The sequence below is a fragment of the Amycolatopsis sp. cg5 genome (assembly GCF_041346955.1).
Lineage (GTDB): Bacteria > Actinomycetota > Actinomycetes > Mycobacteriales > Pseudonocardiaceae > Amycolatopsis.
The window spans coordinates 4,485,249-4,510,214 of record NZ_CP166849.1 but is presented as its reverse complement, the minus strand read 5'-3'; the positions used below and the strand labels follow the sequence as shown (position 1 = coordinate 4,510,214).

6 protein-coding genes are annotated in these 24,966 nt (G+C 69.8%); all 6 read right to left on the bottom strand.

Going from position 1 to position 24,966, the window contains the following annotated elements; all coding sequences use genetic code 11:
* Window positions 1-79: 79 nt before the first annotated feature.
* Genes AB5J62_RS20225 through AB5J62_RS20200 form a run of 6 tightly spaced genes read right to left on the bottom strand, consistent with a single transcriptional unit; the run spans window position 80 to window position 24,962 of the window.
* Window positions 80-733 (bottom strand): response regulator, encoded by a 654-nt coding sequence (locus AB5J62_RS20225; protein WP_370950303.1) that lies wholly within the window; start codon window positions 731-733, stop codon window positions 80-82.
* On the bottom strand, window positions 724-1,914 hold the full coding sequence (locus AB5J62_RS20220; RefSeq protein ID WP_370949853.1) for a histidine kinase: 1,191 nt from the start codon (window positions 1,912-1,914) through the stop codon (window positions 724-726). Before AB5J62_RS20220 ends, AB5J62_RS20225 begins: the two co-directional genes overlap by 10 nt.
* The gene (locus tag AB5J62_RS20215) at window positions 1,911-3,116 is read right to left on the bottom strand and encodes an MFS transporter (RefSeq protein WP_370949852.1); all 1,206 of its coding nucleotides are present in this window, start codon (window positions 3,114-3,116) and stop codon (window positions 1,911-1,913) included. The genes AB5J62_RS20220 and AB5J62_RS20215 overlap by 4 nt, the downstream gene beginning before the upstream one ends.
* Window positions 3,113-4,198, bottom strand: coding sequence for a serine hydrolase domain-containing protein (locus tag AB5J62_RS20210; RefSeq protein WP_370949851.1), 1,086 nt, complete (start codon window positions 4,196-4,198; stop codon window positions 3,113-3,115). Before AB5J62_RS20210 ends, AB5J62_RS20215 begins: the two co-directional genes overlap by 4 nt.
* A complete protein-coding gene (locus AB5J62_RS20205; RefSeq protein WP_370949850.1) occupies window positions 4,198-15,945 on the bottom strand; it encodes an amino acid adenylation domain-containing protein in 11,748 nt (3,915 codons plus the stop codon). The genes AB5J62_RS20210 and AB5J62_RS20205 overlap by 1 nt, the downstream gene beginning before the upstream one ends.
* The gene (locus AB5J62_RS20200) at window positions 15,942-24,962 is read right to left on the bottom strand and encodes an amino acid adenylation domain-containing protein (protein WP_370949849.1); all 9,021 of its coding nucleotides are present in this window, start codon (window positions 24,960-24,962) and stop codon (window positions 15,942-15,944) included. Before AB5J62_RS20200 ends, AB5J62_RS20205 begins: the two co-directional genes overlap by 4 nt.
* Window positions 24,963-24,966: the final 4 nt, after the last annotated feature.

The window sequence follows — 24,966 nt, the reverse complement described above, 5'->3', positions numbered from 1 at the left end:
GATAAAGCCTGCTTTACTCCCGGGGATTTAGCGGGCTTTATCCCCGGGAGTAAAGCCCGCTTTATCCCGGGTTGGCGGGTCAGCCGCGGAGGTAGGTGAGGACCGCGAGGACGCGGTGGTGGCCTTCGGCGCGGGAGAGGTCGAGCTTGGTGAAGATCGCGTTGATGTACTTGGCCACCGCCGCCTGGCTCACGCAGAGGGACTCCGCGATCGCCGCGTTCGCCCGGCCCTCGGCCATCAGCGCGAGGACTTCGCGTTCGCGGGTGGTGAGGCGGGCCAACGGCTGGTCTTTCTGTTCGCGGCGGAGCAGCTGCCGGACGACCTCCGGGTCGATGATCGTACCGCCCGCCGCGATGCGCTCGACGGCGTCGACGAACTCGCGTACCGCGCCGACGCGGTCCTTGAGCAGGTATCCCAGACCGCCCGCGCGGCCGCGGCCGTCCGCTTCGAGCAGCTCGAACGCGTAAGTCGTCGCGACGTACTGGGTCAGCACGAGCACGGCGAGATCGGGGTGACGGGCGCGCAGGTTGACGGCCGCGCGCAGGCCTTCGTCGGTGAAGTCCGGCGGCATGCGGACGTCGGTGACCATGATGTCCGGCTTGTACTCGTCGACTACCTCGGTCAGTTCCTCGGCGTCGCCGACGGCCGCGATCACCTGGTGGCCGAAGCGTTCGAGCAAGGCCACGAGGCCTTCGCGCAGGAGGACGGCGTCCTCGGCGATGGCTATCCGCAGGCCCATGGCAACTCCACTCGCAGTTCGGTCGGTCCGCCCGGCGGGCTGGACAGGGTCAGCCTGCCGCCGACGACCGCGACCCGGTCGGCGAGGCCTTGCAGGCCGGTGCCGCCAGCCGGGTCGGCGCCGCCGTCACCGTCGTCGAGCACGGTCACGACCGCCGCTCGCCCGGTGCAGGCGCCGGTGACGTCCACCCGCGCGGCTCGGCTGTGCTTGACGACGTTGGTCAGCGCCTCGCTGACGGCGAAGTACGCCACCGCCTCGACCGCGGCCGGGGCGCGCGGGAGGTCGAGGTGGACTTCGACAGGGATCGGGCAGCGGTCGGCTATCTCGGCGACGGCCGCCTCCACGCCTCGGTCGGTGAGAACCTGGGGGTGAATGCCGCGGATGAGCTCGCGGAGGTCGGCGAGGACGCATTCGGCTTCAGCGCGTGCTTTCGAGACCAGGCGGGGACCTTCGCCGCCCAGTCCGGCGAGGTCGAGTTCCGCGATGCCGAGCGTCATGGTGAGCGCGACGAGCCGCTGCTGCGCGCCGTCGTGCAGGTCGCGTTCGATGCGCTTGCGTTCGGCTTCGAAGGCGTCGACCAGCCGCGTGCGGGACCGGGTCAGCTCGGCGACGCGGTCGGCGAGCCCGGTGTCCGGCTGCGTCAGCACCCGCCGCGCGAAGGCCGCCTGGATGCGCGCGACCAGGCTGATCAGGTACGCGGCGACCGGCAGCAGCGCGATTCCGACCAGCACCGCGGCCAGGCTGGGCACCGGGCCTTCCTCGAGGTTCACGATCGAGCCGGTGTCGAGCACGAACTCCAGCAGCGGCGACAGCGGCACGATCAGCACGCTGAGCGCGACGATCACGACCAGGAAGTCGACCACCGCGATGACCGCGGTGAACGCGACCGCGTAGCCGAGTTCGCGCCACAGCCGGTTCTTGCCGAGCGGCGCCCGCGACGCCGACGACCGGTCGATCAGCTTGAGACGCCGCCGTTCCATGGCCGCCAGTGGCGCGGCGAGCAGCACGTTGACCATCACGATCAGCACCACGCCGGTCAGGTAGCCGACCGGCGTGTTCGTCTTGAGCGCCCATTTGACCAGCGCCAGCATCGGCAACGCGCCGACCGCGCCGACCCCGAGGTACCACAAGGACCGCCATGGCCTCGTGGCACCGAGACAGCGCAGCACGGTCACGCGAGCACGGCCTCCGGGAACCGGCGGAAGGCCGGGCTCGCCACGGTGGCCGTGGCGACCAGCCCGAACGCGCCCGCGCACACGAGCACCCCGGTGGTCTGGCCTGCCGAAGCCAGCAGCCCGCCGAGCAACGGGCCGAGCGCGCCGGCGCCACCGGAACAGAAACCGGCGATGCTGCTGAGCCGTCCGCGCAGGGCGTCGGGGGTGGTCACGAGCTGGTAGGTCATCACGGTCGTGTTCGCGACCGGCACCAGGAACATCGCCGCGCCCAGCAGCACGCCGAGCGTGATGCCCGGCGGCACGAACGCCATCGCCACGATCAGCGCGGTGGCGACCCAGCCGAAGCCGATCAGGATCACCGGCGCGCTGAGCAGGCCGCGCAGCCGGTCGGCGAGGATCCCGCCGAGCAGGCCGCCCGCGCCGAGGCACGCCATGGTCAGGCCGATCTCGCCTGGCCCCACCTTCTCCTCACCGGACACCGCCAGAATGATAATGATCAACGCGCTGAAAACGAGGTTGACGAAGATCATCCACACCAATGTCGTACGGATCAGCCGCTGCCCGAGCACCCAGCGGAACCCCTCGGCGATGTCACCACCCACACTGCGGTCCTCGACCGGCTCCGCCGGCCGATGCGGCAGCCGCAGGAAGCACAGCGCGACGAACGACCCGCCGAGCATGATCGCGTCGGCCGCGAACGGGTTGACGTGGTGTGCGGTGAACAGGATCCCGGCGGCGGCCGGGCCGACCAGTGTCGCGATGAACGGCCGCGCGGTGTTGCGCGCGACCGCCTGTTCCAACTGCTCGGGCGGCACGACCTGCGGCAACGCGGCGTGCTCGGCCGGATCGAACACCGACCCGAGGAACCCTTCGAGCACGGCGACGGCCAGCAGCAGCTGGAACGAGGCCGCGTCCATCAGCACGGCGACGGTCAGCACGGTCATCACGAGTGCCCGGATGCCCTGGCACACCACCATGACCTTCTTGCGGTCCCAGCGGTCGGCGATCACCCCGGCGGGCACGATCGCCGCCATGTGCGCGGCCATCAGCACCGACGACACGAGCCCGAGCTGCAGCGGCGACCCGGCCATCGCGATGATCAGCAGCGGGAACGCGACCTGCGTCAGCTCGGTGGCCAGCTCGGAGAACAGCTGGCTGCCCCACAGGATGTTGTAGTCGCGGTTGCGCGCAAGGGGGATCACGCCTGCCTCCGCGCCAAGCGTCCGGTGACCTGCAGCAGCTCGTCTGGCAAGAATCGGCCGCCGTACGCCGTCCCTGAATTGTCGCGTAATTGAAACGTCAGGTCCTCGAAACAAATGAGTGGTGTTCCGCCCAGTGACAACTGCCCGTCCTTGACGTCAATGACGAATTCGGCGTCGCCATTGCGGTAGACGCCGGCACGGTCGAGTGGCGCCGGAACGGGAACCTGGTCGGCCGCCGGTGGTGCGAATTCGAGTTCGGCGAGCACGTCCGCCCACAATGCGGGCGCGGTGCCCGCATTGGCGGTCAGTGCGATCGCGAGGTCGTCGGAAAACCGGAGGTGCGCGGACGTGCCATCACCGGTTCCGTCATGTCCCCAGAACGAGCCGAACCTGGCCCAGCCGAGTCCCCAGCCATCCGCCATGCCGAATGGCCCGATTTCGATACCTTCGAGCTGTTCGTCGCACATATCGTCATTAATGTCGTTTTCTAGGAACTTCACTAGATTCGCCGCGCTGAGCGCGAGGCCGCCGTTCGGCGCCTCCAGCGACGACATGACCTGCTCGACCGGGATCCGCCCGCTGTGCCCGCTGACCGTGGCTTCCTCCACCTCGACACCGAGAATCGCCTTCAGCGCCTCGGCCCAGTCCATCCCGGTGACCTCTTCCGCGAGGTGCCCGGCGAGGACATAGCCGACGTTCGAATACGAGAACACCGTGCCAGGCGTGAACTCCGGCTGCCGCCGGTACTTCGACGCCCAGCGACTCCTGGAGCCCTCTTCGTCCACAGTGGATTCAAGGCCGCTGGTGTGGCTGAGCAGCTGCCGCAACGTCACGGGCAGCCCGGTCAGCGGTTCGTCGAGGTCCAAGTCCTCGTCGGCGACCAGCGTCATGGCCAACGCGGCGGTGAACGGCTTGGTCAGCGACCCGAGCGGGAACCGCGACTCGGCCGTGACCGCGCGGCCTGAACCGAGCCGCTCCTCCCCCGCCGCCAGCGAGATCGTCTCACCGTCTCGGCGGACGACGAGCTGGGCGCCAGGGACGTCGTGTTTGGCGAGCAGTCTGGTGAAGGTCTCGGCGTCCATCAGCGTCCCGTCACGTAATCGGCCATGGCCACCAGGGCGGCCCTGAAGTCGGCGGCGACCCGCTCGACCGTCTCGGCGGCATGCACGTTTTCCGAGTAGTACCAGGTGAATTCGAGCTTGCCGCCGACCGCGGCGCCGACCACCTCGAGCAGGTGCGCGACCCGTTCGTCGTGGCTCTGTTCGCGTCCGAGCGGCCCGGTCCCGGCTGCCTCGCCGACCTGCCCGTGGTAGTTGAACACCACCTCCGAGCGCCGCTCCGGCAGCGACCCGAGGTATCGGAGCGCGCCGTAGCCGAGCCCGTTGCCCGGTACCGCGCGCACCTGCCGCCGCACGGACTTGACCAGCGACGGCCAGTCCTTGGCCGCGGCGGGAAGCACGACCGGGTAGAGCGTCGTGAACCAGCCGGCCGTGCGTGACAGGTCGATGTCGTCGAAGATCTCCTCGCGGCCGTGGCCTTCGAGGTCGATCGACACCTGCTCATGGCCGGTCCACTTGCCCAGCGCCGAAGCGAGCCCGGCGAGCAGGACGTCGTTGACGCGGGTCCGGAACCTCCCCGCGGCCTGGTGCAACAGGATCTCGGTGTCCTCTTCGGACAGCGTGACCTTGACCGTCCGTGTCGACGCGACGATGTTCGGGCCGTTGCCGTCGACCGGCAGCAGCCCGGTTTCGGGCAGCGAGGTCCAGTGCGACACCTCGTCGTCGAAACCACCGTCGGCCACGTGCTGGGCGAGCCGTTCGGCCCACGCCTTGAACGACGAGGTCTTCGGCGCCAGCTTCTCGCCCTTGAGCAGCAGCTCCAGGTCTTCGAGCAGGATGCGCCACGACACGCCGTCGACCACGAGGTGGTGCGCGGTCAGGAACAGCTGCTTGCGCGTGCCGAGGTCGAACAGCAGCGCGCGCAGCAGCGGGCCGTGCTCCAGGTCCAAAGTGGAGTCGGCTTCGACGGCCAGCTCGTTCATCGCGAGGTATTGGTCGTCCGCCTCGGCCAGATCGTGCTGTGCCAACACGATCGGCTCGACTGGGCCGTAGTGCTGACGCCAGCCGTCGCCGTCACGGACGAACCGCATGCGCAGCGCGTCGTGGTGCTCGACGAGCGCCGACAGCGCGGCGCGGACGTCGTCGGCGGAGGCGGTGACGTCGATCAGCATCGACTGGGTCAGGTGATGCGGCGCGACCGGGTCGTTGTCGAGGAAGTCACGCTGGATCGGGACCAGCGGCACCGGTCCTTCGATCGGGCCTTGATCGGCGCTCGAGTCGACCGTGGGCACGACGACCGTGCCGAGCCGCGCGATCGTCTGGTTGAGGAAGAGGTCCTTCGAGGTCATCGCGAGTCCGGCCTGCCGGATCTTGGAGACGACCTGGATGCTCAGTATCGAGTCGCCGCCGAGGTCGAAGAAGTTGTCCTCGACGCCGACCCGCTCCAGGCCGAGCACCTCCGCCCAGACACCCGCGAGCGTGGCCTCGACGACCGAACGTGGCGCGACGTACGCGTCGTCCGGCTCGGCGTCGGCCTCCGGCGCCGGGAGCGCGTTGCGGTCGACCTTGCCGCTCGACGTCACCGGGAACTCGTCCAGCACCACGAAAGCCGACGGCACCATGTAGTTCGGCAACGACTGCCGCGCGAAGTCGCGCAGGTCCGACACCGACGGCGCGTCACCGGTCACGTACGCGACGATGCGCGGGACGCCGGTCGGCCCGGTGCGCACCACCGCGGTCGCCTGCGCGACACCGGGATGCGCCGCGAGCACGACCTCGATCTCGCCGAGCTCGATCCGGTAGCCACGCACCTTGACCTGGTCGTCGACCCGGCCGAGGTACTCGATCGCGCCGTCGGCCGTCCAGCGGGCGAGGTCACCGGTCCGGTACATCTGGCCGGGCCCGAACGGGTCCGCGACGAACCGCTCGGCCGTCAGCGCCGGCCGGTTCAGGTAGCCCCTGGCCAGCTGCGCGCCGGCGAAGTACAGGTCACCGGGCACGCCGACCGGCACCGGCCGCAGCCAGCGGTCGAGCACGTAGACCTGGGTGTTCCAGACCGGCTTGCCGATCAACGGCCGCTCGCTCGCGCCGACCTCGCAGTAGAGAGTGTCCACAGTGCACTCGGTCGGGCCGTAGAAGTTGTAGCCGGTGCTGCCGGACGCGCGCAGGTCGCGCCAGAGCTGCTCGCCCGCGGCCTCGCCACCGAGCATGACCACCTTCGGGTTGTGCACCGGAGAGTTCACCAGCCCGGCCGGGACCAGCTGCTCGGCGTAGGACGGGGTGAGGTCGAGCAGGTCGATCCGGTGTTCCTCGACGTACGCGACCAGCGCTTCGGGATCGCGCCGGGTGAGATCGTCGATCACGTGCAGCTCGTGGCCGTCGGCCATGGCCAGCACGCCTTCGAGCGAGGTGTCGAACGAGAACGCGGCGGTCAGCGCGACGCGGAACCGTTCACCGGCGCTCTCGGGCCGGAAGAAGTCCCTGGTGTGGTTGAAGAACAGGTTCGTCAGGCCGCGATGCGGGATGACGACGCCCTTGGGCTTCCCGGTCGAGCCGGACGTGTAGATCACGTACGCCGGGTTCTCCGGATGCGGCCGGACACCGGGGTTCGTGGTCGGGCCGTCCGACGGCAGGTCCTCGTCGAGCACCAGCGCGGGCGCCGCGTCGCGGATCATGTAGTCGAGGCGGTCGTCGGGCAGGTCGGGGTCCAGCGGCAGGTACGCGGCGCCCGCCTTGAGCACGGCGAGCATCGCGACGACCGTGGTCAGCGAGCGCGACGAGGACAGGCCGACCACGTGCTCCAGGCCGACGTCGCGCGAGATCAGGTGATGGGCGACCTGGTTCGCGCGCGTGTTCAGCTCGGCGAAGGTGAGCGCGTGGCCGTCGCACACGATCGCGGTCGCGTCCGGTGTCGCCGCCGCCTGCTGCTCAAACAGCTCGGCCAGCGTGGTCCGCGGGACCTCGTGGTCCGGGCCGTGCCACGCGGGCAGGTCCACGGTGGGCAGTTCGTGGAGCCGGGTGTCCGGTTCGGCCACGACCGCCGCGAGCAGCGACTCCAGGTGACCGGTCATCCGCGCGATCGTGCTGTCGTCGAACAACGCGGTGCTGTAGCCGATCGCGAGGAGTAGTTCGCCTTGGCGCTCGACGAAGTCAAAGGTCAAGTCGTGGCTGACGTCGCCGCTGACCATCGGCAGCTCTTCGGCGACCAGACCCGGCATGTCGAGGCCGCTCGCCTGGCTGGTCTCCAGCCCGACCATGACCTCGACCAGCGCGTTGCGGCTCGGGTCGCGTTCGGGCTTGAGGATCTCGACCAGCCGCTCGAACGGGACTTCTTCGTGCGTGAACGCCTCCAGCGCGGTGTCGCGCACCTGGCCGAGCAGCTCGGCGAACGACACCGACTCGTCCACTGTGGACCGCAGGATGACCGTGTTGACGAAGAACCCGATCAGGCCTTCCAGCTCGGCGCGGTTGCGGCCCGAGGTCGCCGTGCCGACCGTGATGTCCTGCTGACCCGAGTACCTCGCCAGCAGCAGCTGCACGGCTGCCGTGAGCACCATGAACAGCGTCGCGTCCTGCTTGCGCGCCAACGCTTTCAGCGACCCGGACAGCTCAGGCGCGATCTCGATCAACCGCATCTCGCCCGCGGCCTCACGGACCGCCGGACGCGGCCGGTCGATCGGCAGTTCCAGCGGGACGAGGCCGTCGAGACGACCGCGCCAGTACTCGAGGTGGTCTTCGAGCGCGAGGTGTTCGCGCTGCCAGACCGCGTAGTCCGCGTATTGGACGGGCAGTTCGGGCAGGTCAGCGCGGGCGCCGTTCAACGCGGCCGAGTAGCAAGCGCTCAGCTCGTTCGCGAGGATGCCCATAGACCAGCCGTCGGTGGCGATGTGGTGCATGACCAGCGCGAGCACGTGCTCGTCCGGCCCGGTCTCGAACAGCGTGGCGCGGAAAATTCCCTCGTGCAGGTCGAACGGCCGCGACACCTCGGCCTGCAGATCGCCCTCGCTGAACCGGAGATCGACCATCGCGGGCCGGATCACCTGCACGCCGAGGCCGTCGACCGTGCCGAACACGGTCCGCAGTGGTTCGTGACGTTCGACCAGCTGGGCCAGCGCCGAGCGCAGCGCGTCGACGTCCAGCTTGCCCTGGAGTTTGAGTGCGAACGTCGTGTTGTACTCGGTGCTGTCCGGTTCGAACTCGCTGAGGAACCACAGTCGCTGCTGGGCGAACGAGAGCGGCAACGGGCCGTCCCGGTCGACTCGCACGAGTGTGGTGTCCACTGTGGACGGTTCGACGACCTCGGCGAGACCGGCCACGGTCGGCGTGTCGAACAGCTGCCGGGGTGACGGCGCCGCGCCGAGCCTCGACCGGACACGCGAGATCACCTGGATGCTCAGGATCGAGTCGCCGCCGAGGTCGAAGAAGTTGTCGTGCACGCCGACCCGTTCGGCCTTGAGCACCTCGGCCCAGATCTCGGCGAGCACGGTCTCGGCGTCATTGCGTGGCGCGACATAGGGTTCGCCGGTTTCGATGGCCTTGTCGGGCGCGGGCAGCGCACGCCGGTTGACCGTCCCACTGGGACTCAACGGCAGCGCGTCCAGCACGACGAACGCCGACGGCACCGCGTGGACCGGCAGGTTCTCCGAAGCGAACGCACGCAGGTCGCGCACCTCCGGTGCTTCGCCGCTCGGCACGATGTAGCCGACGAGCCGGGCGGGGCCGTCGTCCTTACGCGCGGCGACCGCGACCTCGGCGACAGCGGGGTGCCGGGCGAGCACGGACTCGACGTCACCGAGCTCGACGCGGAAACCGCGGATCTTGACCTGGTCGTCGGCGCGGCCGAGGCATTCGAGGTTCCCGTCGGCACGCCAGCGCACCAGGTCACCGGTCTTGTAGAGGCTTCCGGGCCCGAACGGGTTGTCCAGGAAACGTTCGGCGCTCAGCTCGGGCCGGTTCCAGTAACCGCGTGCGATGCCGTCGCCGCCGATGTAACACTCCCCCGCGACACCGACCGGCACCGGGCGCATGGTCGCGTCGAGCACGTAGATGCCGGTGTTGCGGAACGGCTTCCCGACCGGCACGTACGCCGCGTCGCCCAGTGGCTCAGCGCCGACCTGGAACATCGTCGAGTCCACTGTGGTCTCAGTGGCGCCATAGGCGTTGACCAGCACCGTGTCCTCGCTGACCGCGTCAAGGATCTTGAGCGCGTCGGCGGCGGGCCAGCCTTCGGAACCGACCATCAGCACCTTGAGCGTGTCGAGCGTGCCCTCGGCCGCCAGCGCCTTGGCCAGCGTCGGCACGGTGACCATCAGCTCGGCCCGGCTGGAGCGGATCAGATCAAGCAACGCGGGCGGGTCGGCGACCAGCTCGGTCGGGCAGACGATCATCGAGCCGCCGAACATCGCCGACAGCACGAAGTCGCCGAAGAACAGGTCCACCGAGAGGCTCGACACGGACAGGGCGCGCGGCTTGAGTTCCGTGAGGCCGTAGCGCGCGTCCCAGGCTCGCATCATGTGGCACAGGTGGCGGTGTTCGACCATCACGCCCTTGGGCTTGCCGGTCGACCCCGACGTGTAGACGACGTACGCGAGATCCTCGGTCGTGACCTCGGTCTTCGGCGCGGTGTCCGGGTAGTCGAACTCGGCGTCGACGTCCACGAGCACCGCGCCGGGCACCCGGTCCGCCAAGTGCTTTTGGGTGATCACGACCGGCGCCGCCGCGTCTTCGAGCATCGTGCTCAACATCTTCGGCGGATAGTCGGGATCGAGCGGCACGAACGCGCTGCCGGACTTCAACACGGCCAACAGCGCGACGATCGCCTCGACACCGCGTTCGACACAAACGCCGACCAGGACATCCGGCCCGGCGCCGAGTCCGAGCAGGTGATGGGCGAGCCGGTTCGCGCGGACGTCCAGGTCGGCGAAGGTCAGCGCCTTCTCGCCGCGGCTGACCGCGACGGCGTCCGGGTGCGCGGCGGCCTGCTCGGCGAACAGCTCGTGGATCAGCCGCGCGGGCGGGAACTCGGCGGCGGTGTCGTTCCACTCGACCAGCAGCCGCTCCCGCTCGGGCGCGGTGAGCAGCTCCAGTTCGCCGAGCGACACGTCATCCGCGATCGAAACGAGCAGCGACTCCAGGTGACCCAGCATGCGGTCCACAGTGGACTCGTCGAACAGCTCGGGGTCGTAGCCCAGCAGCAGCTGCAACTCCTCCGCCGCGAAGGCGGACAGCGTGAGCGCGTAGTTCGTGTGCTCGTCGCCGGAGTAGTCGCTGACGCTCAGGCCATAGCGGGCCGCCGCGTCGCCGTCATACGGGTAGTTCTCGAAGACGACGATGCTGTCGAACAGCGTGGTGCCGCGCGGCACGTCGCTGAAGCCCTGGATCTGCGCCAGCGAAAGGTATTCGTACTGCCGCGACTCGACCTGCGTGTCCTGCAGGGCCCGCAGCCACGGGATCACCGCGTCGTCGGCCGGGACGTCCACGCGGACCGGGACCATGTTGATGAACAGGCCGACGATCGACTCGGAACCCGGCAGGTCGGCGGGCCGTCCGGACACGGTCGAGCCGAAGCAGACGTCGCGTTCGCCGGTGTAGCGCGACAGCAGGATCGCCCACGCGCCCTGGACCAGTGTGTTCATCGTCAGCCGGGCCTTGCGTGCCCGCTCGGACAGCCGCTGCGACCGCTCGGGCGAGAGCGTCAGGCGGACATCGCGCGACGAGCGGCTCCGGTGCGCCTTGACCGAGGACCGGTCGAACGGCAGCGGGGTCGGCGCCGCGAAACCGGACATCAGCCCGCGCCAGTAGGACTCGGCCGCGTCCTGATCCTGCTCGGCGAGCCAGGCCAGGTAGTCGCGATACGGCCGCCGGACAGCCGGCGTGTGGCCGCGGTCGCCGGACAGGATCGCGTGCTCGGTGAAGACGTCGGTCAGCACCTCCGCGAAGCTCCACCCGTCGGCGAGCAGGTGATGCGCGGTCCAGAACAGCTGGACCCGGTCGTCGGTGAGACGCACCATCGTCATCCGCAGCAGCGGCGCGGTGCCGAGATCGAGCCGTTCTTCCGCCCGGTCAGCCCACAGTTCGGCCAGCGCCTCGGCCTGATCGGCCCGGCCACGCCAGTCGAGCTGCGTGATCGGCAGCCGGACGCCCGAGTGCACGACCTGCACCGGCTCGGGGACGTCTTCCCAGACGACGGCCGTCCGCAGCGCCGGCGTGCGGTCGAGCACCCGCTGCCAGGCCTCGGCCAGCACGGCGGGGTCGGTGACGCCGTCGAGCACGACGCCGAAGTTCCCGGCGTAGATGTCGGCGTCCGCTTCGGCGAGCGAGTGGAACAGCATGCCGCTCTGCATCGGGGTCAGCGGGTAAACGTCCTCAATGGACTTGCCGAGCCGGTCGACGGTGGCCTGGTCGAGCTTCGCCAGCGGGAAGTCCGACGGCGTGCAGCCGCCTGCTTCGGGCCGCGCGCAGTGTTCGACGATCTCTTCGAGCGCCGCGACGAGCCGGTCGGCCAGGCGGATGATCGTGTCCTCGTGGTGCACCTCGGCCGAGTAGGCCCAGCGGAGCTCCAGCCTGCCGTCGAGCACCACGCTGTTGATCTCGATCAGGTGCTGCCTGACCTGGTGCGGGACGCGCTCGCTGCCGCCGGGGTCCGGGCAGCGGCCGGCGTAGAGCGCGCCGTCGATCGAGTTGTCCATCCGCCCGAGGTAGTTGAAGGCGACCTGCGGCTTCGGGCCCTCGATGCCGAGGTAACCGTGCCCGATCCCGTGCTGCGGCACGGCGCGCAGCTGCTCCTTGACGGACTTGAGGACGTCGCCCCAGTCGCCCTGCGGCAGGGTGAGCGCGCACGGGTACATCGTGGTGAACCAGCCGACCGTGCGAGACAGGTCGACGTCGTCGAACAGCTCCTCGCGGCCGTGGCCCTCGAGTTCGACGAGCGCGGTCTCGCCGCCCGCCCAGTCGGTCAGGACGCGGGCGAGCGCGCTGAGCAGCACGTCGTTGACCTGCGTCCGGTAGACCTCGGGGACCTTGCGCAGCAGCGCGTCGGCGTCCATCCGCTTGGTCACCGAGCGCATGGAGCCGACAGTGTTGGCTCCGGTGCCGTCCACAGGCAGGTCCACTGTGGACGGCACCGACGTCCAGTATCCGCGTTCCGCTTCGAAGTCGTGCGTGGTGATCCGGTGGGCCCAGTCGCGGAACGAGGTCGTCTTCGCGCCGAGGTCGATACGCTGGCCGCGGCTGGCCTGCTGGTACGCCTGGTCCAGGTCGCCGAGCAGGATCCGCCAGGACACGCCGTCGACGACCAGGTGGTGCACCACCAGGTAGAGCCGCTTGCCGCCGAACAGCAGCGCTCGCATCAACGGGCCTTGGTCGAGCCGGAACCCGCGCTGTGCATGGAGAATCGCGTCTCCGTCGTCCTCGTCGAAGCTGGTCAGCAGCTCGACGGGCCCGGGGGCCGCGTTGTACTGCCTGCCGTCCTCGACGCGCAGGCGAAGCGCGTCGTGGTGCTCGTACAGCGCGTTCAGCGCCTTGCCAAGCGCGGCTTCGTCGACGCCATCGACCAGCTCCAGGTAGAACGACTGGTGGAAGCGGTCGGCACTGTCGGCGAGCTGGTCGAAGAACCAGTGCTGGATGGCCGTCAGCGGGACGTCGCCGGTCACCGGGCGCTGGTCCACAGTGGACGCGACTTCGGCGACGGCCTCGGTCGCGAGTTCGGCGACGGTCTGGCGCAGGAACATCTGCTTGGGCGTGAGCTTCAGGCCTGCGGTCCGCGCGCGGGCCACGACCTGCAGGCCGAGGATCGAGTCGCCACCGAGGTCGAAGAAGTTGTCGTGCACGCCGACCCGGTCGACGCCGAGCAGCTCCGCCCAGACCTCGGACAGGATCTTCTCGTTCAGCGTGCGCGGTTCGACGTACCCGTCGGCCTCGCGGACGCCGGTCGGCTCGGGCAGCGCGCGGCGGTCGATCTTGCCGTTGACCGTCAGCGGCAGCTTGTCGAGCAGCACGAACGCGGCGGGCACCATGTGCTCCGGCAGCCGGTCGCGCAGGTAGCCGCGCAGCTCGGCCAGGTCCGGTGAGCCGACGAGGTACCCGACGAGGCGGCGGTCCTTGACCGCGGTCGCGGCCTGGCTCACCTCGGGGTGCTGGGACAGCACGGCCTCGATCTCGCCGAGTTCGATGCGGAAGCCACGCAGTTTGACCTGGTCGTCGGCGCGACCGGCGAACTCCAGCCTGCCGTCGGCGAGCCAGCGCGCCCGGTCACCGGTGCGGTACATGCGCGAGCCGGGCGGGCCGAACGGGTCCGCCACGAACCGGGTGGCGGTGAGGCCGAGCTGGTGCAGGTAACCCCTGGCCAGGCGGGTTCCGGCGAGGTACAGCTCGCCGGGCACGCCGACCGGCGCGGGCCGGAGATGATCGTCAAGCACGTAGGTGCGCACGCTCGGGATGGGGCGGCCGATCGAAACGACGCCGGTCCGCGCGTCGGCCGGGGTCAGCGGGTCGCTCAGCGTCGCGCAGACGGTGGACTCGGTCGGGCCGTAGCCGTTGAACATGCGCCTGCCAGCCGACCAGTCCTCGGCCAGCCCCGGCGGGCACGCCTCACCGCAGACGACCAGGTTCGCCCCTGCCGGGATCGCGTGCTGCGGCAGCGCGGCGACCGCGGTCGGCGGCAGGTTCAGGTGGGTGATCCGCTGATCGGCGATCAGCTCGACCATGGCGTCACCGGGCATCCGCTGCTCAGCGGTCGCCAGCACGAGCGTCCCGCCCGACAGCAACGCCATCGCGATTTCCCAAAAGGCGCCATCAAAACTGAGCGACGCGAACTGCAACACTCGAGCGCCAGGCCCGGCCCCCATGCGCTCCCGCTGCGTCAGCACCATGTCATGCACACCCGCATGACTCACCACGACAGCCTTGGGCCGCCCCGTCGACCCCGACGTGTAGATCACATACGCCGCGTTCTCGGCCCTGAGCCCCGGGATAAAGCGGGCTTTACTCCCGGGGATAAAGCCCGCTTTATCCCCGGGAGTAAAGCGGGCTTTATCGCGGTCGTCGAGGACGAGGATGGGGTTGGCGTCCTCGACCATCATGCGGAGGCGGTCGGCCGGGTAGTCGGGGTCCAGCGGGAGGTAGGCGGCGCCTGCCTTCTGGATGGCGAGTACCGCGACGATCATGTCGAGCGAGCGGGGCAGCGAGATGCCGACGAAGCGTTCCGGTCCGGCGCCCTGTTCTCGCAGGTAGGCCGCGAGGTGGTCGGAGCGCTCGTCCAGCTCGGCGTAGGTGAGCGATTCGTCTTGGAAGACAACGGCTTGCGCGGCTGGGTCGGCCGCGACCTGCTCGGCGAACAGCTCCGGGATCGTCTTGGTCTCCGGGCCGATGCCCTCGCCGGGCCAGACGCGGGTCAGCGTCTCGCGATCGGTGAGCATGTCCAGGTCGGCGAGCTTGGCCTGCGGGTTCGCGGCGATCGCGCTGAGCAGCGTGAGCAGCTGGGCGACGACGCGCTCGGCGGTCGCGTCCGCGAAGAGGCTGGTGTTGTAGCGCAGCGACGCGGTGAGCGCGCCGTTGTCCTCGGTGAAGTCGAAGGCGAGGTCCAAACCGGACACGACGGTCGGTGGCTGGATCTCCTCGACGCGCAGGCCGGGCAGCCGGGTCGTCGCCGCAGGGGTGTTCTGCAGGTTGACGATCACGTCGACCAGCGGCGGGCGGCTCGGGTCGCGGTCCGGCCGCAACGCCTCGACCAGCCGCTGGAACGGGACGTCCTCGTGCGCGGAGGCGTCGAGCACGGTCTCCCTGACCGAGTCGAGCAGCGCGGTGAACGTGCCGCGCTCGTCCACTGTGGACCGCAGGACCAGCGTGTTGACGAAGAACCCGACCAGGTTCTCCAGCTCGCCCCTGGTCCGGCCGGACGTCGCGGTGCCGACGGCGATGTCCGCCTGCCCGGAGTACCGGGCCAGCAGCACCTGCGCGGCGGCGACCAGCGTCATGAACAACGTCGCGCCGCGCTGCCCGCCGACCGCCTTGAGCCGCGAGACGACCCGCTCGGGCACCTGGAACGAGACCGCCGCGCCGATCGGGTTCCGCACGGCCGGGCGCGGCAGGTCGGTCGGCAGTTCCAGCGGGGACAGCCCGTCGAGCCGCTTCTTCCAGTACGTCAGGTCGACGTCCTGATCCCGTTGCCACGCCGCGAAATCGGCGTACCTGAGCGGGGTCGGCGCGAGCAGGCCACCGCTGTAGAGCGTGTTCAGCTCGTCGACGAGCACGCCCATGGACCAGCCGTCGGTGACGATGTGGTGCATCGCCAGCACGAGCACGTGGTCGTCGGCGCCGAGTCGCAGCAGCCGCGCGCGGAACGCGCTCGCGCGCAGATCGAACGGCCGCCGCACCTCCGCGAGCAGTTCGGCCTCGAGATCGGCGGTCTCGGTGACCGGGACGTCCACTTCGGACGGCTCGTGGATGAACTGGACACCTTGGCCGTCGACCGCGTCGAACGTCGTGCGCAGCGACGCGTGCCGCGCCACGAGCCGGTTGACCGCCAGCTTCACCGCCTCGACGTCGAGGTCCCCGGTGAGCCGCAGCACGCGCGGCACCACGTACTCGATGCTCTCCGAGTCCAGTTCGTACATGAACCAGAGTCGTTGCTGCGCCGAGGAAAGCGGCAGCGGACCGTCGCCGTCGACCGGGGTGATCTCGTCGTCGAACTCCTCCGCCTCGCCGGCCAGCCGGGCGAGCAGCTGCGCACGCAGGTGCTCGGGTATCGCGGCCATCCGGTCGTCGATGCTCATCGAGCGTCCCCAATCGTGGCGAGAATGCGGTCCTGCACGGTCATGGCGAGTTCACCGACGGTCGGCGCGTCGAACAGCTCACGAGGCGAGACCTCGACGCCGAACGCCCGCCGGACCCTGGACACGAGCCGCAGCGCGGTGATCGAGTCGCCGCCGAGCGCGAAGAAACTGTCGTGCACGCCGATCCGGTCGAGCTGGAGCAGTTCGGTCCAGATCCGGCCGATGGCCTTCTCGGTCGGGTTGCGCGGCGCGACGAACTCGGCGTCCGTCCGCAGCACCGGCTCCGGCAGCGCCTTCCGGTCGACCTTTCCGTTGCTGTTCAACGGCATCCGGTCGAGTTCGACGAACACGGCCGGGATCATGTACTCGGGCAGCACGCCGGTCAGGTCCGGCGCCTTGCCCACGACGTAGGCGGCCAGGTACTTGCGGCCGTTGTCCTCGCGGGCGACCACCACACCCTGCTGCTCGTGCAGTGCCGCTTCGATCTCGCCGAGTTCGATCCGGAATCCGCGGATCTTGACCTGGCCGTCCGCGCGGCCGACGAAGTCCAGCTCGCCGTCGCGGGTCCAGCGCACGATGTCCCCCGTGCGGTAGAGCCTGCCGCCGGAACCGAACGGATCGGCGACGAACCGCTCGGCCGTCAGCGCGGGCCTGCCGAAGTAGCCGCGCGCGAGCCCGTCACCGGCGAGGTACAACTCCCCCGGCACGCCGGGCGGCACCGGATTGAGCCGCGCGTCGAGCACGTACGTCCTGGTGTTGTCCATCGGACGGCCGATGGGCGTGGCCGCGTCCAGCGCCGGACGGCAGGTGGCGAACGTCGTCGCCTCCGTGGGGCCGTAGACGTGCACGACCGTCGTGTCCGGACAGTGCGCCAGTACCCGCTCGAACGCCGCGGGCGATGCGGCGTCGCCACCGGTCCAGACCTCCCTGAGGCCCGAGAAACAGTCAGGAGCCTCCTCGGCGAAGTGCGCGAACAGAGCGCTCGTGATGAACGTCGAGGTCACCTCGTGCTCGGCGACGAGCCTGCGCAACGTGGCCGAGTCCAGCTCGCGGGGCGCCACGATCACTTGGCCGCCAGCCAGCAGCGGCACCCAGATCTCGTAGGTGGCGGCGTCGAAGGCGTGCGACGAGTGGAACAGCACCCGCTGCGGCTCGCGCCAGTGCCGGTCGGCCGCGAGACTCACGATGTTGCGGTGGCTGATGGCAACGCCCTTCGGCGTCCCGGTTGAGCCCGAGGTGAACATGACGTAGGCCAGCCGGTCGGGATCGCTTGCCAGGCCGAGGTTTTCGGCGGTCTCCGTCCCCACCATCAGCTGCGGCAACCCGGTCGCCTCCGCCTGGCGCGCCAGGTCCCGGTCGGTGAGCACGGCGACCGCGTCGACGTCCTGGGCGATCCAGCGCAGCCGGTCCGGCGGGTAGCCGGTGTGCAGCGGCACGTAGGCCGCGCCCGCCTTCAGCACCCCGAGCATCGCGACCACCGCGTCCGCCGAGCGGCCCAGCAGCAGGGCCACCCGCGATTCGGCGGTCACGCCGCGTTCGATCAGCGCACGGGCGACGGCGTTGGCGCGCCCGTTCAACTCGGCGTAGGTGAGGTCGTCGACGGCGAGCGCGTCCGGCGTGCTGAGCGCTTGCCGCTCGAACAAGCCGTCGACCGTGCCCTCCTGGTACTCGGCCGCCGTGTCGTTCCACTCGGCCAAGGCGCGCTGGTCGCCTTCGGTGAGCATCGGGATCGTGCCGATCCGGCCGGACGGGTTGTCGGCGATCCCGGTCAGCAGCGCGACCAGGTTCTCGCCGAGCCGCTCGAGCGTGGCCGCGTCGAACAGCGACGGGTCGAATCGGAACACAAAGGACAGTCGCTCGCCCGGATAGGCCACGACGTTGAGCGGATACCCGTTGACCTCGTTGGCACTGACCTCCCGCACGCGGGCCACAGTGGACTCGCGGTCGATCGGGTAGTTCTCGAAGACCACAATGCTGTCGAACAACTGCGCGCCCGTGCTCCACGCCTGGATCTGCGGGAGCGAGACCGACTCGTAGGCCCGCGACTGCGCCTGCGCGTCCTGCAGCGCGAGCAGCCACGGCACGAGTTCCCGGTCGCCGTCGACGTCCGCGCGCACCGGCAGGGTGTTGATGAAGATGCCCGCGATGTCCTCGGCGCCGGTCAGCTCGGTGGGGCGGCCGGACACCGTCGCGCCGAAGCAGACGTCCCGCTCACCGGCATAACGCGACAACGTCATCGCCCACGCGCCCTGTACCAGCGTGTTCATCGTGAGCCGGTGCTCGCGCACCAGCTCGGCCAGCCGTCGCGACACCGGCTCCGGGACCTCGACGGTGACCCAGTCCGTCGACCGCGGCCGGTATGCCGCGGCGGGCTTGCGGTCGAACGGCAGCCGGGTCGCCGTGCTGAACCCGGTGAGTTCGCGGCGCCAGTGCGCTTCGGCGACGGTCTGGTCCTGTGTGGACAGCCATTCGACGTAGTCACGGAACGGGCGGCGGGGCGGACCCGCGGGCAGCCCGGCGTAGGTGGCGCAGACGTCCGCGAGCAGCCGGTGCGCGCTCCAGCCGTCGAGCAGGAGGTGATGCACGGTCCAGATCATCCGGACGGCGGTGTCCGACAGGCGGATCAGCGCGACCCGCATGAGCGGGCTGTCGGTCGCCTTGAGCCCGAGTGCCCAATCCCCCTCGACCAGCTGCCCGGCCGAGTCGTGGTGCGTGATCGGCACCCGGACTTCGCGGCGTACCAGCTGAAGCGGCTCGTCGACGCCTTCGGTGACGATCTCGGTGCGCAGGATCGGCGTGCGGTCGACGACTCGCTGCCAGGCCTCGCCGAGCGCGACCGGATCGGTGACCCCGTCGACCACCACGTCGAACTGCACGAGGTAGGCGTTGGACTCCGGCGCCATCATCGAGTCGTAGAGCATGCCGCTCTGCATCGGCGTCAGCGGATAGATGTCCTCGACGCCGCGGCCGGCGCCCGCCAGCCGGTCCACAGTGGCCTGGTCGAGCTTGGCCAGCGGGAAGTCCGACGGCGTCCGGCCGCCAGCCTCTGGCTGAGCGCAGTGCTCGACCAGTGCCCGCACCTGCGCCGCGAAGTCAGCGGCGAGCCGCTCGATCGTGGCCGCGCCGTGCAGGTTTTCCGAGTAGTGCCAGTGGAATTCGAGCTTGCCGTCCTTGACGATGCCGACGATCTCCAGCGCGTGGCCGCGCACGTCGGCCGGGTCCTGTTCCAGCTCGATCGCGGTGTCGAACTGGCCGAGGTAGTTGAAGCTCACCTGGGGACGCTGCCCCTGGCCGAGCGACCCGAGGTAGCGGAGCGCGCCGTAGCCGATGCCCTTGCGCGGCACCGCGCGCAGCTGTTCCTTGACGGACTTCAGCAGATCACCGTACGCGCCACCGGAGTCGGTGAGCGACACCGGGAAGTAGCTGGTGAACCAGCCGACGGTGCGGCCGAGGTCGATGTCGTCGAACAGCTCTTCGCGGCCGTGGCCTTCCATCGCGACCAGCACCCGATCGCGCCCGGTCCAGCCGGTGAGCACCCTGGTGAGCGCGGACACCAGCACGTCGTTGATCTCGGTGCGGTAGACCTCCGGCACGTTCCTGAGCAGCGACGTCGTCGTTTCGGCGTCGAGGCTGACGCTCGCGGTGCGCTCGGTCGCGACGATGTTCGGGCCGTGTTTGTCCTGCGGCATCCGGGTTTCGTCGCCGAGCAGCGTCCAGTGCGCGAGTTCGTCGTCGAAGCCACCCTCGGCGACGTGGTCGTTCAGCCGGATCGCCCACTCGCGGAACGAGCTGGTCTTCGGGCCGAGATCGACGGGCTTGCCCGCGCGGATCTGGGCGTACGCGGTCCGCAGGTCTTCCAGCAGGATCCGCCACGAGATGCCGTCGACCACGAGGTGGTGGACGGCCAGCCGCAGGCTCGTCCCGGTCAGCTCGGCTTCGAGCAGCGGGCCGTCGACGATGTCTATTGTGGACGGTGCGGCGGCGGTCGCGTGGTTGTGCTGCGTCCATCGCCCGTCGACCCTGGCGTACCGCATGCGCAGCGCGTCGTGGTGCTCGGTCAGCGCCTCGATCGCCTTGCGCAGCGCGGTTTCGTCCGCGTCGGGCAGCTCGATGGTCACGTACTGGTTGAACCGCTCCGGCACGGTGAACCGCTCGAACAGGTAGTGCTGGATCGGCGTCAGCGGCGCCGGGCCTTCGACGCGTTCGGTGCGGTCGACGGCCCGTTCGACGACGACGTGCGGCGCGAGTGTCGCGATCGTCTGCCAGCGGAACAGGTCCTTGGAGGTCAGCCGCAGCCCGGCGCGCTGTGCCTTCGACACGACCTGGATGGCCAGGATCGAGTCGCCGCCGAGCCCGAAGAAGTTGTCCTCGATGCCGACCTGCTCGACGCCGATCGCCTCGGCCCAGATGCGGCTCAGCTGCTCCTGCACCGGATCCGCCGGCGCGACGTAGCCTTCGGAGAGCTGGGCGCGCGGGTCGGGCAGCGCGCGGTGGTCGACCTTGGCCGTGGCCGTCAGCGGGAACTCCGCCAGCTCGACGAACGCGGCGGGCACCATGTACTCGGGAAGCGATTCACCCAGGTAGGCCTTGAGATCCGGCAGCTCGCCGTCGGGGATGACGTACGCCGCGAGGTACTTGCGACCCCCGTCCTGACGCGCGATGACGACCGCTTCGGAGACGGCCGGGTGGGCACGGAGCGCGGCCTCGATCTCGCCGAGTTCGATGCGGAAGCCGCGGATCTTGACCTGTCCGTCGGCGCGGCCGAGGAACTCCAGCTCGCCGGCGCGGGTCCAGCGGACCAGGTCACCGGTCCGGTAAAGCCGCCCGGTCCCGAACGGGTTGGCGACGAACCGCTCCGCGGTCAGGCCGGGCCTGCCGAAGTAGCCGCGCGCGACCCCGGTTCCGGCGAGGTACAGCTCGCCGGGCACACCGGACGGGGCCGGCTTGAGGTAGTCGTCGAGCACGTACGCCGTGGTGTTGTCCATCGGACGGCCGATCGGCGTGGTCGCGTCCAGCATCGGGCGGCAGGTGGCGAACGTCGTCGTCTCGGTGGGGCCGTAGACGTGCACGAGTGTCGTGTCGGCGCAGTGCGCCTGCACCCGGCCGAACGCGACGACCGACGCCGCCTCGCCACCGGTCCAGACCTCTCGCAGACCGGCGAAACAGCCAGGGTCCTCGTCGGCGAAAAGATTGAACAACGCGGTGGTCAGGAACATGCCGGTCAGACCTTCACCGTTGACCAGCCCGCGCAGCAGCTCCGGGGTGAGCTCGCCGGGAGCGACCACGACGCGTCCGCCCGCCAGCAGCGGCACCCACATCTCGAAGGTGGCGGCGTCGAAGGCGTGCGGCGAGTGGAACAGCAGGCGCTCCTGCCCGCCGTCGAGCCAGCGCCGGTCCGCGGTGAGCGCGACGACGTTGTGGTGGGTGACGGCGACGCCCTTCGGCTTGCCCGTCGAACCCGAGGTGAACATGACGTAGGCCAGCCGCTCGGGATCGATCCCGCGGGCCGGGTCGTCGGTCCGGTGGCTCGACAGCTCAGGCTCGTCGTCCACGACGATCAGGTCGCAGCCGACAGCCTGCGCCTTTTCCTTCAACGCCAAGTCGGTGAGCAGCAGTTTCGCGTCCACGTCCTGCACGACGAGCCGCACCCGCTCGATCGGGTAGCTCGCGTGCAGCGGCACGTACACCGCGCCTGCCTTGAGCACGGCGAGCATCGCGATGACGGCGTCGGCCGAGCGGTCGAGAATGATGGCCACTCGCGACTCGGCTTCGAGTCCACGTCCGATCAGGAGGTGGGCCAGGCGGTTCGCGCGGGCGTTGACCTCGGCGTACGACAACCGCTCCCGATCGGACACTACCGCGATCGCGTTGGGCGTCCGGCGGACCTGCGCCTGGAACAGCGCGGGGACCGAGCCCTCGGGGCCGGGGAACGCGGTGTCGTTCCACTCGGCCAGCAGCCGCTGCTCGGCGTCGTCGGACATCGACAGGTCGGCCATCGGCAGTTCCGGCGCGTCGAGCAGGCTCGCCACCAGCACTTCGAGGCGTCCAGCCATCCGCTCGACCGTTTCGGCGTCGAAGAGGTCGGTGTTGTACTTGACCAGCACGTCCATGCCGGCGTCGTGCTCGGTGAACTCGATCGAGATGTCGAAGATCGAGGACACCTCGGCGAGTTCGAGGCGCTCACCACGCAGGCCGTCGAACTCCAGCGAGCGCTGGAGTCCACTTTGGAGCACGACCATCGCTTGGACGAGCGGGGTCCGGCTCGCGTCGCGCTCGTCGCACAGCTCGTCGACGAGCCGTTCGAACGGGACCTCCTGGTGCGCGAACGCGCCGAGCACCGTCTCCTTGACCCGGGCCAGGAAGTCCGTGAACGAAGCGGTGCCGTCCACTGTGGAGCGAATGGCGAGTGTGTTGATGAAGCAGCCGATCAGACGTTCCAGCTCGGGCCGCTCACGCCCGGAGACCGCGGTGCCGACGGCCACGTCCCGCTGACCGGAGTGCCGCGCGAAGAGCAGTTGGCAGGCGGCGATCAGCGTCATGAACAGCGTCGCGCCGTGCTGGGTGCTCAGGTCGTTGAGCCGCTTGGCGGTTTCCGCGCTCAGGTTGAAACGGTGGTCGCGGCCGACCGACGTCAGCACCGCGGGGCGCGGGCGGTCGGTCGGGAGCTGCAGCGGGACGAGCCCGTCGAGCTTCTCGCGCCAGTAGCGCAGGTGTGGTTCCAGCGCGGTTTCGGTGAGACGGCCATGCTGCCAGGACGCGTAGTCGGCGTACTGCACCGGCAGCGCGGGAAGCTTCTTGCGGTTGTACAGCGCGCTGAGTTCCTCGGCGAGCAAACCCATGGACCAGCCGTCGACGGCGATGTGGTGCAGGCCGAACAGCAGGATGTGCTCGTTGTCCCCGCTCAGCACGAGGAAACGCACGGGCGGGCCGGTGCGCAGGTCGAACGGGACGGTGACCTCGGCGGCAACCTGGGCTTCCCAGTCTGCGAGGTCCAGAATGGACAGTTCAGGCTCGCCGGCCGGGTGAATGATCTGCACCGGCTCGTCGTCGGCGAGCGCGACCGTGGTCCGCAGCGTCTCGTGCCTGGCGATCAGCTCGCGGCAGGCGGTGCGCAGCGCGTCGAGGTCCAGGTCACCGGTGAGCCGGAATCCGAAGTGGACGTTGTACTCGACGGCGGCCGAGTCGAACTCGTGGAAGAACCAGAAACGCTTTTGTGAAGCCGAAAGCGGCAGCTTCCCTGTCCGGTCGACGACCGGGATCCCGGTCACCTCACCGCTGGCGGAGGTGTCGACCTTCGCGGCGAGGTCGGCGACGGTCCTGGTGTCGAACAGCACCCGGATCGGGAGTTCGACGCCCAGGGCCGCCCGCATCCGCGGCACGACCCGGAACGCGAGCAGCGAGTTGCCGCCGAGTTCGAAGAAGTCCTTCTCGACGTCGATGTCCTCGACGCCGAGCACGTCCGACCAGATGTCGGCGATGGTCTGCTCGGTCGCGGTGCGCGGTGCGTTCGCCTGGGTTTCCTGTGGCTGCTCGGGGTCGGGCAGCGCGGTGCGGTCGAGTTTGCCGCTCGGCGCGAGTGGCAGCTCCTTGAGGCTGACGAAGGCGCTGGGGATCATGTGCTCAGGCAGGCTCGGCGCCAGGAATTCGCGCAGGTCCGGCAGTTCGCCGGCGGGCACGATGTAGGCGACGAGCCGCTTGTCCTCGTCCCCGCGCGCGACGACCGCGACGTGGTCGACGGCCGGGTGCTTGGCCAGCTCGGCCTCGATCTCGCCGGGCTCGATGCGGTAGCCGCGGATCTTGACCTGGTCGTCGGAGCGGCCCAGGTAGTGCAGGTTCCCGGTGTTGTCCCAGCGGACGACGTCACCGGTGCGGTACATGCGCTCGCCCGCCTGGAACGGGTCGGCGACGAACCGCTCGGCCGTGAGCGCGGACCGGTCGTGATAGCCGCGGGCCAGCCCAGCGCCCGCGACGTACAACTCCCCCGGCTCGTCGCCGCGCACCGGCTGGAGCCGCTCGTCCAGCACGTAGGACCGGGCGTCGGCCATCGAGCCGCCGATGGCGACCGCGCCCGCCGCGAGGTCGTCACCGGGTTCGATGCGGAACGCCACACAACCGACGGTGGCTTCGGTCGGCCCGTATTCGTTGACGACGGTCGCGCCCGGGTGGCGCGCGCGCCATCGGGCCACGACGTCACCCGGCAACGCCTCGCCACCGACGACGAGGTCGGCGCTCGGCGAGTATTCGTCGGGCAGGCCGAGCAGCAGCGGCAGGTGACTGGGGGTCGCCTTGACGAACGTCGGCCGCCAGCCGGGGTTCGTGTCGTCGAGATCGCCGACCACGACGCAGCCGCCGACGATCAGCGGACCCCACACGGTCGTCACGGTCAGGTCGAACGCGACCGAACCGTGCAGCAACGCGGTTCCCGCGAGCCCAGGGTAGTCCAGCTCGCAGCACGCGAGATAGCTCGCGAGCTGCCGATGCTCGATCTGGACCCCCTTGGGACGCCCCGTCGAACCCGACGTGTAGATCACGTACGCCAGGTGCTCGGGCCGCACCTGAGGCGGGATAAAGCCCGCTTTACTCCCGGGGATAAAGCGGGCTTTATCCCGCGGAGTAAAGCCCGCTTTATCCCGGTCGTCGTCGAGGAAGACCAGGGTGTCGTGGGAGACGGGGAGGCGGTCGGCCAGGTGGCGCTGGGTCACCACCGTGGTCGCGCGGGCGTCGGAGAGCATGAATCCCAGGCGGTCCGCCGGGTGCGCCGGGTCGAGCGGCAGGTAGGCGCCGCCCGCCTTGAGCACGCCGAGCAGGCCGACCACCAGGTCGATCCCGCGCTCGGCGCAGATGCCGACGAGCACGTCCGGCCCGACCCCGCGCCCGGCGAGGTGCCCCGCGAGCCGGTTCGCCCGCGCGTCGAGCTCGGCGTAGCTCACCGAGTCCGTTGTGGACTTGACGGCCGCCGCGTCCGGGACGCGGCGGACCTGCTCGTCGAACGACTCCAGCAGAAACCTGAGATTCACGCTG

What these genes read in the sequence shown, in the direction of transcription:
- AB5J62_RS20210 (WP_370949851.1), bottom strand. Translation starts at nt 4,198, where the DNA reads ATGGACGCCGAGACCTTCACCAGACTGCTCGCCAAACACGACGTCCCT.
- AB5J62_RS20205 (WP_370949850.1), bottom strand. Translation starts at nt 15,945, where the DNA reads ATGAGCATCGACGACCGGATGGCCGCGATACCCGAGCACCTGCGTGCG.